The 13,529-nt window shown below is 67.9% G+C and carries 11 protein-coding genes; 7 read left to right on the plus strand and 4 right to left on the minus strand.

Annotation, left to right across the window (positions count from 1 at the left end; genetic code table 11):
- Window positions 1-31: 31 nt before the first annotated feature.
- Window positions 32-2,680, plus strand: coding sequence for a glycoside hydrolase family 9 protein (locus ABZS29_RS33645; protein ID WP_355468208.1), 2,649 nt, complete (start codon window positions 32-34; stop codon window positions 2,678-2,680).
- On the opposite strand, the gene ligA is transcribed toward ABZS29_RS33645, so the two are convergent.
- Window positions 2,677-4,668 (minus strand): NAD-dependent DNA ligase LigA, encoded by a 1,992-nt coding sequence (gene ligA / locus ABZS29_RS33650; protein ID WP_355468210.1) that lies wholly within the window; start codon window positions 4,666-4,668, stop codon window positions 2,677-2,679. The two genes, ABZS29_RS33645 and ligA, sit on opposite strands and share 4 nt — an antisense overlap.
- Window positions 4,669-4,718: 50 nt before the next feature.
- Here ligA and ABZS29_RS33655 point away from each other — a divergent pair, with 50 nt between their 5' ends.
- On the plus strand, window positions 4,719-5,462 hold the full coding sequence (locus tag ABZS29_RS33655) for an MBL fold metallo-hydrolase (RefSeq protein WP_355468212.1): 744 nt from the start codon (window positions 4,719-4,721) through the stop codon (window positions 5,460-5,462).
- On the opposite strand, the gene zwf is transcribed toward ABZS29_RS33655, so the two are convergent.
- A complete protein-coding gene (gene zwf, locus ABZS29_RS33660; protein WP_355468214.1) occupies window positions 5,459-6,955 on the minus strand; it encodes a glucose-6-phosphate dehydrogenase in 1,497 nt (498 codons plus the stop codon). The two genes, ABZS29_RS33655 and zwf, sit on opposite strands and share 4 nt — an antisense overlap.
- A gap of 95 nt (window positions 6,956-7,050) precedes the next feature.
- On the opposite strand from zwf, the gene ABZS29_RS33665 reads away from it, so the two are divergent.
- From ABZS29_RS33665 to ABZS29_RS33675, 3 genes are read left to right on the plus strand one after another with little or no spacing between them, the layout of a single operon-like run.
- On the plus strand, window positions 7,051-7,368 hold the full coding sequence (locus tag ABZS29_RS33665) for a YciI family protein (RefSeq protein ID WP_355468216.1): 318 nt from the start codon (window positions 7,051-7,053) through the stop codon (window positions 7,366-7,368).
- Window positions 7,365-8,555, plus strand: a complete 1,191-nt coding sequence (locus ABZS29_RS33670) for an RNA polymerase sigma factor (RefSeq protein ID WP_355468218.1) — start codon at window positions 7,365-7,367, stop codon at window positions 8,553-8,555. Before ABZS29_RS33665 ends, ABZS29_RS33670 begins: the two co-directional genes overlap by 4 nt.
- A gap of 18 nt (window positions 8,556-8,573) precedes the next feature.
- Window positions 8,574-9,164, plus strand: coding sequence for a maleylpyruvate isomerase family mycothiol-dependent enzyme (locus tag ABZS29_RS33675; RefSeq protein WP_355468220.1), 591 nt, complete (start codon window positions 8,574-8,576; stop codon window positions 9,162-9,164).
- Here the strand turns inward: ABZS29_RS33675 and ABZS29_RS33680 are convergent.
- The gene (locus ABZS29_RS33680) at window positions 9,127-10,719 is read right to left on the minus strand and encodes a serine hydrolase domain-containing protein (protein ID WP_355468222.1); all 1,593 of its coding nucleotides are present in this window, start codon (window positions 10,717-10,719) and stop codon (window positions 9,127-9,129) included. The two genes, ABZS29_RS33675 and ABZS29_RS33680, sit on opposite strands and share 38 nt — an antisense overlap.
- A gap of 76 nt (window positions 10,720-10,795) precedes the next feature.
- On the opposite strand from ABZS29_RS33680, the gene ABZS29_RS33685 reads away from it, so the two are divergent.
- Together ABZS29_RS33685 and ABZS29_RS33690 are read left to right on the plus strand one after the other, a co-directional pair.
- Window positions 10,796-11,344 (plus strand): helix-turn-helix domain-containing protein, encoded by a 549-nt coding sequence (locus ABZS29_RS33685; protein WP_355468224.1) that lies wholly within the window; start codon window positions 10,796-10,798, stop codon window positions 11,342-11,344.
- Window positions 11,345-11,363: 19 nt separating this feature from the next.
- Entirely contained in the window at window positions 11,364-11,984 is a 621-nt protein-coding gene (locus ABZS29_RS33690; RefSeq protein WP_355468225.1) for a TMEM175 family protein, read from the plus strand.
- Here the strand turns inward: ABZS29_RS33690 and ABZS29_RS33695 are convergent.
- A complete protein-coding gene (locus ABZS29_RS33695) occupies window positions 11,903-13,498 on the minus strand; it encodes a carboxylesterase family protein (protein ID WP_355468227.1) in 1,596 nt (531 codons plus the stop codon). The genes ABZS29_RS33690 and ABZS29_RS33695 overlap by 82 nt on opposite strands.
- Window positions 13,499-13,529 lie beyond the last annotated feature (31 nt).

A 13,529-nucleotide genomic window follows, 5' to 3' on the forward strand; every position in this document is an offset into this window, starting at 1 on the left:
GCTCCCGAGGAACCGCCCCTCGGAGGCTCCTATGCGAACCTGCTTCCTGCGAGTGTTGACCGCCCTCGCCATCCTGTTCACCGCCCTGATCAGCCCGCCGCCACCGACCGCGTCAGCAGCGGCCACCTTCAACTACGGCGAGGCGCTGCAGAAGGCCGTCTGGTTCTACGACGCGCAACGCTCCGGCAAGCTGCCGGCGACCAATCGCGTCAGCTGGCGCGCGGACTCGGCGCTGCAGGACGGCAGCGACGTTGGACTCGATCTCTCCGGCGGCTTCTACGACGCCGGCGACCACGTGAAGTTCGGGCTGCCGTTCGCGTTCAGTATGTCGATGCTCGCCTGGGGCGCGGTGGAGAACCGCGCTGCGTATGTGAGCTCCGGCCAGCTCGACCCGCTGATGGCGAACCTGCGCTGGGGCACCGACTGGATCATCAAGGCACACCCGTCGGCCAACGTCGTTTACGGGCAGGTCGGCGCCGGCGATCCCGACCACGCCTGGTGGGGTTCCGCGGAGGTGATGCCGATGGCGCGGCCGTCGTACAAGGTGGATCCGTCGTGTCCGGGCTCGGACCTCGCCGGTGAGTACGCCGCCACGATGGCGTCCGCCTCGATGGTGTTCAAGAGCTCTGATCCTGCGTACGCGGCGACTCTGGTGACGCACGCGAAGCAGCTCTACAGCTTTGCCGACACCTACCGGGGCAAGTACAGCGACTGCATCACCGATGCGGGCAAGTTCTACAACTCGTGGAGCGGGTACCAGGACGAGCTGGTGTGGGGCGCGATCTGGCTCTACCGGGCCACCGGTGACGCGGTCTACCTGACGAAGGCCAAGGCGGAGTACCAGAAGCTCTCGACCGAGTCGCAGACCTCCGAGCGCTCCTACAAGTGGACGATCGCCTGGGACGACAAGGCTTATGGCGCGTATGTGCTGATGGCCCAGCTGACCGGCGAGCAGGCGTACATCACCGACGCCAACCGCTGGCTGGACTACTGGACCACCGGCTACAACGGCGCCAGAGTCCGGTACTCCCCCGGTGGTCAGGCAGTGCTCGATACCTGGGGCTCACTGCGCTATGCAGCCAACACTGCGTTCGTCGCACTGGTGTACTCCGACTGGCTGACCAGTCGGGACAGTGCACGCGCCAGGACCTATCACGACTTCGGCGCGCGGCAGATCAACTACGCACTCGGTGACAACCCCCGCAACTCCAGCTATCTCATCGGCTTCGGCGCCAACCCACCACGCAACCCACATCACCGCACGGCGCACGGGTCCTGGGCCGACAGCATTCAGGAGCCCGTCGTCAGCAGGCACACCCTGTACGGCGCCCTGGTCGGCGGACCGAAGAGCAATGACGACGCGTACGCCGACAGCCGCAGCGACTACGTGATGAACGAGGTCGCACTGGACTACAACGCCGGCTTCACCAGCGCACTGGCCCGCCTGTACGGCGAGTACGGCGGCACTCCCCTGGCGAACTTCCCGGTGGCGGAGACCCCGGACGGGCCTGAGCTGACCGTGCAGGCTTCACTGAGCCAATCGGGCGCACAGTTCAGTGAGATCAAGGCTTTCGTGCTCAACAAGAGCGCCTGGCCGGCAAGGTCGTTCAACGGGACACTGCGCTACTACTTCACCCTGGATGGCTCTACTACTTCGAGTCAGGTCAGCGTGACCACCAACTACAACCAGTGCGGTACGGCGAGCGCTCCGATCCACTACAGCGGTTCGACGTACTACGTGGAGATCCCGTGCACCGGCGTGACACCGGCCGGGCAGTCGGCGTACCGGAAGGAGGTGCAGTTCCGCATCACCAGCACCGGTACGTGGGACCCGACCAACGACTGGTCAGCCGTTGGCCTCGGCACCGGCAACGCGGTCGCGCAGACGGACCGGATCGTGCTGCGCCAGAGCGGCAAGGTGGTCTGGGGTGTCGAGCCGAGCGGCACAGTCGACAGTGTGCCGCCGAGCACGCCCACTCAGCTCACAGCGTCGGCTGTGACCGGCAGCAGCGTCGTACTGAGCTGGACTGCGTCCACCGACAACGTCGGCGTCGCCGGGTACGACGTACTCAACGGAACCACGGTTGCCGGGTCCACGGCCACGACGAGCCTGCAGGTCACCGGTCTGACACCAGATACGTCGTACACCTTCGCGGTCCGCGCTAAAGATGCCTCCGGCAACGTATCAGGCGGCTCTAGCCCAGTCACCGTGCACACCACCCAGACGCCGGCGAGCACCCTGGCCGTGCAGCACAAGGGTTCGTCCGGAGCGACGTCCGGTCAGATCGGCGCGACACTGCAGGCGACCAACCGCGGTACGACGGCCGTGAGCCTGTCGACCGTGTCGCTGCGGTACTGGTTCACCGGTGACGCTCCTTCGCCCACCTACCAGGTGTGGTGCGACTGGGCGCAGGTCGGCTGCGCCAACCTCACGGCGAGGGTCGTCAAGCTGACCACCGCCCGCACCGGGGCCGACGCCTATCTGGAAATCACCTTCGCCGCGGGCAGCCTCGCCCCCGGCGCGAGCACCGGCGATATCCAGTTCCGCGTGGCGAAGTCCGACTGGTCGGCCTTCAACCAGGCCGACGACCACAGCTACCGCGTCAGCAACACCCTGACCGACTTCGACCGCGTCACCGGCTACTTCAGCGGCACCCTCGCCTGGGGCGTCGAACCCTAGGCGACGCCGGCCTCCTGAAGGAGCTTCCAGATCTCCGATTGGTCGACGACCTCTACTTCGAGTTTCTCGGCCTTGGTGAGTTTGGAGGCTCCGACGTCGGCGCCGGTGATGAGGTAGTCGGTGCTGGCGGAGACGGAGGAGGCGATGGTGGCGCCGGCCCGCTCGCAGAGACGCTGGAAGGCGGGGCGGGTCACCTTCTCACCGGTGCGGGGATTGGAGATGGAGCCGGTGACGACGACCGTCTTGCCCTCCAGCGGCGCCCCGGCGGCCACCACGGGCGGCAGGTCTTCCTCACGGACGTCGAGGGAGACGCCTGCGGCGCGGAGGCGCTCCAGCTCGGGACGCAGCCGGTTCAGATGTTCGATGAGGGAGGCGGCGACCTTCGGGCCGATGTCGTCGACGGCCACGACGCCTTCCTCGCCGGCCTCCAGAACCGCTTCCAGGGAAGGAAAGCCCGCCCGGCACAAGCGCGCCGCCGTGCCCTCCGAGGCCATCGGGATGGCCAGGCCGATCAGGGCGCGGCGGAGGCCGACCTGCTTGCTGGCTTCGATGGAGTCGATCATGCGCGTGGCGGAGACCTCGCCGACGCGGTCGAACTCGAGCAGGCGCTCTTTAGTGAGGCTGTAGAAGTCCGACGGGTTCTCGAGGTCGCCGGATTCGGCCAGGCGCTCGATCCAGACGCCGCCGATGGCGTCGATGTCGGCGGCGGCGCGGGAGGCCCAGTGGATCAGGCGGCGCACGGTCTGGGCCGGGCAGGCGACGTTGGTGCAGAACAGCTCGCGGCTGTTGCCCTGCTCGGTCAAAGGCTCGTTGCACGACGGGCAGTGGGTCGGCGGGACGATGTCGACCTCAGCCCCGGTACGACGGGATGCGTCGAGCACACCGGCCACGAACGGGATCACATCACCGGCCCGACGGACCAGGACGGTGTCGCCGATCTTGATGCCGCGGGCCTTGATCACTTCCTGATTGGCGAGCGTCGCGCGGGTGACCGTCGTACCGCCGACGAAGACCGGCTCGAGCCAGGCGACCGGAGCGATCTTGCCGGTCTTGCCGACGTCCCAGCGGACCTCGAGCAGAATCGTGGTCTTCTCCTCGGCCGCGAACTTGAACGCCAGCGCGCCGCGCGGTGAGTTCGACCGGGTCCCGGCCGCGGCATACGCGTCGCGATCGGCAAGCCGCAGTACGGCGCCGTCGAGGTCGTAGTCGAGCTCGTTGCGCTGCTGCTCGATGCCCGTGATGACTTCCTGCGCAGCCGCGGCGTCGGTGCAGTGCCGCATGTCGGCCGCGGTGAAGCCGAGAGTCTTGAGCGCGCGCTCCAGGTCGGCCTCAGTGCTGTCCGGGTCGGTGTGCAGATCGAAGGCGAGGAACTGGAGCCGCCGCTCGGCGACCGTTGCCGGGTCCTTGGCCCGCAGCGTGCCGGCCGCGGCGTTGCGCGGGTTGATCAGCGGCTTGTCTGGATGCGCCGCGTTGTACGCCGCGAAGGTCGACCGCAGCATGACGGCCTCACCACGCACCTCGACGCGTCCCGGCGCCTCCAGCTTGTGCGGTACGCCGTCCGCCAGCGCCCGCACGAGCGGAGTGACGTCGTCACCCGTGGTGCCGTCGCCGCGGGTGATCGCGCGAGCGAGCCGGCCGTCCTCGTAGACCAGCGCCAGCGAGAGCCCGTCCAGCTTCGGCATCACCACGACCGGCTGGCCGGGGAACCGGCTGAAGAACGCCTCGACCTGCTCCGGCTTGGTCGCCTTCTCCAGCGACAGCATCGGCCGCGAGTGCCGGATCGGTGCGTGCAGCACCGCCGGCGCACCCACCTCGTCCAACGGGTTCGGGTCCGGCGTCAGCTCCGGGTTCGCGACGATCAGGCTGCGCAGCTCGTCCTCGATCGCGTCGTACTCCGCGTCCGCGACCACCGGGGAACCTTGGTAATACGCGTCGCGGAGCTCGACGATCCGGCCGGCCAGCTCCTGAATGCGTTCTTCGACGTTCACGCAACCGGACGTTACCTGGCCCTGGGGACAATCGCCGTACCATCGAGCGCGTGACTGATAGCGGCGTGGTGGAAGCGGCAGAGAACGTCTTCTTCGTGCAGGGCCCGGCGGTCAACTGGGTGATCCTGCGCGACGGGTCCGCCCTGACGCTGGTCGACGGTGGCTACCCCGGAGACCTGGACGCCGTGGAGGCGTCGATCCGGGAGATCGGGCATCGGCCGGAGGATGTGCAGGCCGTGCTGCTGACGCATGCGCACGTCGACCACATGGGTGCGGTGAACCCGTTCCACGCTCGCTACGGGACGCCGGCGTACGCGGATCCTACTGAGGTCGGTCACGCCCATCGGGACTATCTGGACCAGCTGGCTCCGGCCAAGCTGATCGGCAACCTGTGGCGGCCGCGCGTGCTGCCGTGGGCGGTCGGAATCATCCGCAACGGCGCAATGCAGGACGTGACCGCGCCGCACGTCCAGGCGTTCCCGACGGACGGTGCGCTCGACCTGCCGGGCGCACCGGTGCCCGTGCCGACTCACGGTCACACTGCCGGGCACACGGCGTACTTCGTGCCGTCGGCCGGCGTGGTGATCACAGGCGACGCTCTGGTCACCGGACACAAGATTGTGGCGGCCGTCGGTCCGCAGCTGATCCCACCGCTGTTCCAGCACGGTGATCCCGCGGACTTGCTCGGTGCGCTGAAGCCGCTGGTGGATCTGGACGCGAATGTCGTACTACCCGGGCACGGCGGACTGCACCGCGGTCCCATCCGCGAAGCAGTCGGCGCCGTACACCTCTAAGGCTTGTGCTCGCGCCACTCGCGCTCGAACGGCAGCCGCCAGGCACGCGGTGCGATCAGCTGGTGAATGGCGTTCGGGCCCCAGGTGCCGGGCTGGTACGGCTTGACCGGCGGCGGGTCCTCCAGCAGGTGCGCGGAGCGATCCCAGAGCGACTCGATGCCCTCAGCGGTCGTGAACAGCGTGTGGTCGCCGCGCATGGCGTCCAGAATCAGCCGCTCGTACGCCTCCAGTACGTCGCCCGCGCTGCCGGTCTCCTGGGTCGAGAACTGCATCGACAGCTTCTCCAAACGCATCCCCGGGCCGGGTCGCTTGCCGTAGAACGACAGCGAGACGCGGGACGAGTCGGCCAGGTCGAAGGTCAGGTGGTCCGGGCCCTCCGAGCCGACGCCGGAGCCGGTCGGGAACATCGTCTTCGGCGCCTCCTTGAAGGCGATCGAGATGATCCGCTGGCCCTGCGCCATCCGCTTGCCGGTGCGCAGGAAGAACGGGACCCCGGCCCAGCGCCAGTTGTCGATCTCGACCTTGAGCGCGATGAACGTCTCGGTGTCGGAGTCCGGCGCGACCCCCTCCTCCTTGCGATAGCCGGCGTACTGGCCGCGGACCACGTCGGTCGGCGAGATCGGCAGCATCGACCGGAAGACCTTGTTCTTCTCCTCCGAGATCGCCCGCGGCTCCAGCGCCGTCGGCGGCTCCATCGCGACGAACGACATCACCTGCATCAGGTGCGTGACGACCATGTCCTTGAACGCGCCGGTCGGCTCGTAGAAGGTGGCGCGCTGGTCGAGGCCGAGCTCCTCGGGGATGTCGATCTGCACGTGGTCGATGAAGTTGCGGTTCCAGATCGGCTCGAACAGGCCGTTGGCGAACCGGAAGGCGAGGATGTTCAGCGCCGCCTCCTTGCCCAGGAAGTGGTCGATCCGGAAGATCTGCGCCTCGTCGAAGGTCTCGTGGACGAAGTCGTTCAGCTTGATGGCGCTGGCCAGGTCGTCACCGAACGGCTTCTCCATCACCACCCGGGCGCGCTCGACCAGTCCGGCGTCGCGCAGCATCGCGATCACGGCCTGTGCGGCCTTCGGCGGCACCGACAGGTAGTGCAACCGGCAGACGCCCTCGCCCAGCAGCTCCTCGGCGGCCTGCACCGTCGCGGCCAGGGCCTGCGGACCGGCCGACACCGACACGTAGTCGAGCCGGCTCGCGAACTGCTCCCACTCGTCGTCGCTCATCCGGTGCGTGCCGTAGGTCTCGACCGCCTGCCGGGCCCGCTCCCGGAACTCGTCCGTGGTCAGGTCCTCGGTGGCCGACCCGATGATCCGTACGTCGGGCGCGAACTTGGACTGCTGGAGGTAGGCCAGACCGGGCAGCAGCTTGCGCTTGGCCAGGTCGCCGGTCGCGCCGAACAGCACGATGACGTGCGGTGCCAGGGGCTCGGTGTCCCGTCGGGACGGCCGCGAGCCGACTGCCGGGTACGCGATGGTCTGGGTACGGTCAGGCATAGAAGGCAGTGTAGGTCGTGTCTGTTTCCGCAGAGCGTGTTCGTCGGTGAACTGTTAGGGCCTGTTGTTGGCACTGGGAAGTCGGAGGGACGACTGTGAAGTACCTGCTGATGATTGCCGGTGACGAGAGCGCCGCAGAGCACGCGAACGACGGTTGCGGCGGCTGGTCGGAGGAGATGGAAGCGCGCGGCGTGGTGATCGGCGGCGCCGGTCTGTACCCGCCGAACGAGGCGACGTCGGTGCGGGTGCGTGAGCAGGAGCTCCTGCTCACCGACGGGCCGTTCGCCGAGACCAAGGAGCAGATCGGCGGCTTCGTGCTGATCGAGTGCGCCGACCTGGACGAGGCGATCGAGATCGCCGCCAAGCACCCCGCGGCGACCTACGGCACGATCGAGATCCGTCCGGTGTTGTGACGTACGCCGACGTCTTCCGGGCGGAGTGGGGCCAGGTGGTCGCCACGCTGATCCGGATGACCGGGGACTGGGAGCTGGCCGAGGAGTGCGCGCAGGAGGCGTGCGCCGCCGCTCTCGAGCGCTGGCCGCGCGACGGCGTGCCGGACCGGCCGGGTGCATGGCTGACGACCACTGCGCGCAACCGCGCGATCGACTGGATCCGTCGCGAGGCAGTCGGAGCCGCCAAGCTTCAGGAGGTCGCTGCGATGATGTACGAGCCCGACGCCCCCGCGTACGACGTACCGGACGATCGGCTGCGGTTGATGTTCACCTGTTGCCATCCGGCGCTGGCGATGGAGGCGCGGGTCGCGTTGACGCTGCGCACGCTCGCCGGACTCAGTACGACGGAAATCGCGCGAGCGTTCCTGGTCGGCGAACCGACCATGTCCAAGCGGCTCACCCGAGCCAAGCGGAAGATCCAGCACGCCGGAATCCCGTACCGCGTTCCTCCGGCGCATCTGCTGCCCGAGCGGACTCCCGCCGTACTCGCGGTGCTGTACCTGCTGTTCAACGAGGGGTACTCCGATGTCACGCGGAGCACTCTGAGTGAGGAGGGCATCCGGCTCACCAGACTGCTCGTTGAGCTGATGCCGGATGAGCCAGAGGCTGCGGGACTGCTCGCACTGATGCTCTTCCACGACTCTCGTCGGGAGACGCGCCTCTCCCCCGACGGCGTTCTCGTCACACTGGATGAGCAGGACCGGACGCGATGGAACTGCGAGCTGATTGCGGAGGCCGAGCAACTACTCGACCGCACGCTTCAGCGACGCAGTCCGGGTCCCTATCAAGTGCAGGCCGCCATTGCTGCGTGCCATGCGACCGCTCGGACTGCGGCCGATACGGACTGGCCGCAGATCGCAGCTCTGTACGCACAGCTCCCCCAGACTCCAGTGGTCGCGCTCAATCGAGCTGTCGCGATCGGTATGGCTGATGGGCCCGCGGTTGGACTCGCTCTGGTCGATCGGCTCGCCGCAGGGTCGCTGGCCGGGTACCACCTGCTCCCAGCCGCCAGGGCTGACTTCCTGCGCCGGCTCGGCCGCCGTACGGACGCGGTGACGGCGTACCGACAGGCCGTCGCGCTGGCCACCACAGATGCCGACCGGAGGTACTTGGAGCGGCGGCTGGCCGAGGTGTCCGTCCAGAGCTGAGCTGTTCGTCGGTCAGGTATGACAGAGATTCGAGAGCTCGTTGCCGCCGAACGTACCGACCTGGTCGAGCTACTGGCCGGGCTGTCCGCCGAGGACTGGGACAAGCCAAGTCTGTGTAGCGGCTGGCGGGTGCGTGAGGTGGTCGCCCACATCACCATGCCGTACCGCTACTCCACTGCCCGCGTGCTGCTCGGGATCGCGAAGGCAGGTGGCCGCTTCAACAAGTTCTCCGAGCGTGCGGCACGCGCCGACACCGCGGCGTTGAGCAACGCCGAGCTGCTCGAGTGTCTGCGGGACAACACCAACCACCCGTGGCAGCCGCCGGGCGGCGGCTACGAGGGCGCGTTGTCCCATGACGTCATCCACGGCCTCGACATGACCGTTGCGCTGGGCATCGGTCGTCGAGTACCGCTGGAGCGGCTGCAGGTCGTTCTGGGCGGTGTACAGGCCAAACACATCAAGTACTTCGGTGTGGACCTGTCCGGCACCCAACTGCGTGCTACCGACCTGGACTGGTCCTACGGTGCCGGTGAAGTGGTCACCGGCACCGCTCAGGACCTGCTGCTCCTGGTCAGCGGACGGGAGACGTCAGTGCGGCGAAACTCGTGAGCGGCCGGGTCGCAGCAGCCCGGTTCGCAGCGCTCCGGGCCGCCGTGGTCTGCCGGCGGTACAGGCGGCCGCCGTACCGGAGGAAGGCGGGCCTGCCATCGTGCCCGGGGACGAAGTTCGCGCGGACGTGGTCCGGGGTGCCGTCGAGCCCGAGCGACAGCACATAGTCGCGACGGTAGAAGCCGAAGCGGAGGGCCGGCTGCCCTTCGACCGAAGCCAGGAGCTGACCGTGGTCGCCCGTCAGGTCGAGCGCGAACGAGCTCTCCACTCCGTCGACGCCGACCTGGCTGGCGACGTAGCGGCCCTCGTACGGCGCGAGCTGCCGCGGTGTCAGCGGACGCTGCACGGCGGGCAGGTTGTGTACGCCGGCCAACTCGGCCAGCGCCCAGTCGTCGGCGAACAGCTCGGCCGTGAGCGCCGGACCGCTCTCCGAGTTCGTCAGCACTGTGAGCGCGAAGTCGCGCTTCGGCACCATCAGGAAGCCAGAGTGCTGGCCGGACCAGTCACCACCGTGCTGGATCACCTTCACGCCCTCAGCGGTCGGCCGGATCATCCAGCCGACGCCGACGCCGTCCAGCTCGACGAAGAGCGTGCCGCCCGGCCCGGGGTTGGACTGCATCGCCACGCGGGTCCGGTCGCGCAACAACCGCGGGAATCCGTGGTGGCCGAGCTGGAATCGCGCATAGCGCAACTGGTCGTGCGCACTGGAGATCAGACCGCCGAACGAGTGCAGACTGCGCGGCATCGCGTCGAACGCCGGCTCGACGACAGCCTTCCCGTCGACGACGTTGTGCGACGCGGCGACGCTGAATCCGCCCAGTTCACTGCGGAAGAACCGGCTATGCGCCAGTCCGAGCGGGTCGATCAGCATCTGCCGGGCAGCGGTCTCGTACGGCTTGCCGGTGACGACTTCGATGATCCGGCCGGCCACGCCGATCGCCGCGTTGTTGTACGCGAACACCTTGCCGACCGGAGTCAGCTGCGGCGCCGCGGACAGCGCTGCGACGTACCGGGCCAGTGCATCGTCACCATCACCGGTGTCGACGAAGGTGTCACCCCGCCAGCCGGCGGTGTGGTTCAGCAACTGCCGGACAGTGACCCGCGGCCCGACTGTGGGGTCGGCGGTGGCGAAGTCGGGCAGGTAGGCGCGGACCGGCCGGTCCAGGTGCACCAACCCGCGCTCGACCAGCTGCATGATCACCGTCGCGGTGAAGGTCTTACTGGTGGAGCCGATCCGGAAGACGGTGTCGGCGGTCACCGGAGACGGGTTGTCGACGCTCGTGACACCGAAACCGCGGACGTACTCACGGCCGCGGTACCAGACGCCCAGGCCGGCCCCAGGGATCGCGTACTTCGCCATCCCGGCCTCGATCTTGTCGAACAGCCGCCCGACCGCGGCCGGCGTCGTACGGGACGGTTTGGTGGCGACTGGGGCAGCGGAGGCTGGCGAGGCAGCCAGAGCACTAGCTGGTACGGCGACGGCGGCCGCGGCGAGCATGGTGCGCCGCGAGATTCCGGAGGTGTTCGGACGATCGGGCTGCTGGTGGTTCGACACGGCAGACTCCTCGGTCGAGGGCGATTGGTTCCACTAAGAGTATTATTCCCATACTTGGAATCAATAGGGGTAGACCATGACCGAACCCTCAACGCCACCGACCACTCCGATGGCCGACCTGCTGCTGCATCCGATCCGCTGGCGCGTCGTCCAGCGGGTGCTCGGCCGCGAGGTGACCACCACCGACCTGAAGCACGATCTGCCCGATATCCCGGCCACGACGCTGTACCGGCACGTGGCCGCCCTGATCGAGGGCGGAATCCTGACCGTCGTTCGCGAGCGACGGGTTCGCGGCGCGATCGAACGCACGCTCACTCTCGATCAGGCCACGACCAGCGCCCGGATCGAGGTGGACGAGGCACGCGCGATGACGCCGGATCAGCACCGGCGTGGCCTCCTGCTGCTGCTCACGCAACTGACCGCCGACTTCGATCGGCTGGTCGAGCGCGGCGACCTCGACAGCAGACTCGAGCAGTTCGGCTACAGCCAGGCGTCGCTGTATGTGGACTCCGCCGACCTGGACTCCCTCCGCGAGGGGATCAAGGCTCTGATCGAGCCCTACCTGCAGGCCGCGCCCGGCAAGGACCGGATCACTTGGTCGATGTTCTCGCTGCCCGACACCTGAGCGCACTAGGGTGACCGCCGTGAGTGACACAAACAGCCCGGACCGCCTGATCCTGTTCACCGACGCAGTGGTCGCCATCGCGGTCACGCTGCTGATCCTGCCGCTGGTCGACGTTGTCACCGAGTCGGCGGCGCACGACCAGAACGCCGTCCACGTGGTGACCGAGCACAAGTCGCAGATCTTCACGTTCCTGCTGAGTTTCGTGGTGATCTCGAGCTTCTGGCTCGGGCACCACCGGGTCTTCGCCCATGTCCGCGCCTACACCGCGCCGATGATGCTCGTGAACCTGCTCTGGTTGCTGGCGATCGTGTTCCTGCCGTTCCCGACCCAGATCGTCGGCGCCTACGAGAGCAGCCAGTTCACCGCCGGCCTCTACACCGGGGTGATCCTGGTACTCAGCATCACCCAGACCTGGCTGACCCGGATGGTCCACGGCCACGACAAGCTCGAGAACCCGGCCAACCCGGTCAGCGCGCGGGAGCTCACCAACTCCTATCTGCTGACCGGGCTGACCCTGCTCGCCTTCCTGCTGGCGGCCTTGGTACCGGGCGTGACCTTCTACGCGTTGTTGTTGCTGACGCTGTCGCCGCTGGTGATGCGGCTCGTGGAGCGCGTGAGGCCGGCCCAGAACGCGCAGTGATGCTCGCTGCTCAGATTGACCGGCTGGATGCCGGACTGGTCCGTCGGAGCCAGTGAGATTCCCTTGACCTCCCCCTGACCGGTCGGCGACCACTGCGGCCGGTCGGGGCCGTTCGGGTTACCCGTGCGGACGAACGACGTCCAGTAGTCGATCATCTGGTTCGACAACTGTTGCTGGGTCTCGGAGAGCGGCCAGTCGTAGTTACCGAGGCGGAACAGGTACGGGAGCTCAGCAGCATGGGAGGCGCCTTGGCCGGGCTGGCTGATCGGCGAGTATTTGTCGGCGAACTCGTAGGCGTAGACGGGCACTTTGCGAGCCGCCTGCTGATCAGAAGCGACCTGCGTGCACGACCAGATCCGGTCGGTGGTGACGGAAGCCCAGGCGGCCGCTGGGGACTCGTAGCGGCTCAGCGGGTACTCCCGCAGGACCTTCGGTGCCTGCTTGGCGCCGACCATGTCGGTGACGAGCTTCGGGTAGTCCGTGATCTCTCCGAATGCCGCGAGCCACCCAGTGGACTCGTCGTGGTTGTTGCCGGACATGATCGGCACCCGGTGGAACAGGCCGGCGCGTAACGCCGTTGCCGGACTCAACGGCAGTACGGCGCTGCCGCCGTACGCGAGCTGGGTGAACTGCAAGGTGTCCTCGACCAGTACGTCGGGATCCAGGCGCCGGAGGCAGTCGATGGTGAGCCGGCAGTTCAGCTTGGCCTTCTGACTCGCCGCCCAGTCCTTTCCGGTCGCCTCGACGTCGCGGACCGGAATCCAGGGCGAACCGGCGGCCTGCTGGGGGTACTGGCTGTTCTGGGCCCAGTTGAACGCACACGAGCCGCTCTGCATGGTCGCCTTGCTGAACAGCCCGGCCGACGTCGGCGAGGTGAGCTGCGCGCAGACGCTCATGCCACCGGCAGACTCCCCAGCCACCGTCACGTTGCCCGGGTCTCCCCCGAAGGCCCGCGCGTTGCGCTGCACCCACCGCAGCGCGGCCTGCTGGTCCTGCAGCCCGAACGTGCCCGAGCCAGGCAGTCCCGGGTAGCCGAAGAAGCCGAAGATGCCCAGCCGGTAGTTGACCGTCACCACGACCACATCGCCGCGACTGGCGAGCTTCGACGCCTCGTAGCTGTTGCCGGCGCCCTGGAAGAACCCGCCACCGGGAATCCACACCATGACTGCCCGTGGCTTGGGCGATGCCTTGGCCGGCGTGGTGACGTTGAGAAAGAGGCAATCCTCGGACGTCGAGCCGTCAGGCACTTCGGGGTTGGCTTGCTGCGCACAGGGGCTGCCCAGCTTCGACTCACGGACGCCGGTCCACGGCTGCACCGGCTGCGGAGCCTTCCAGCGCAGTACGCCGACCGGTGGCGCGGCGTACGGGATGCCGTCGAAGACGCGGGCCTGTCCGACGGTCTTGCTCCGAACGAGTCCCGCATCCGTCCGTACGACGTCCGTCGCGGCCGCCGGGCCCGGTATTGCCAGTGGGAGCATCGCTGCACTCAGCAGCGCCAAGAGTTTCTTCGTCATGCCCGCAGCTTGCGCCGGGGTAGCGCACTGG

The sequence above is a fragment of the Kribbella sp. NPDC005582 genome (assembly GCF_040605415.1).
GTDB lineage: Bacteria > Actinomycetota > Actinomycetes > Propionibacteriales > Kribbellaceae > Kribbella.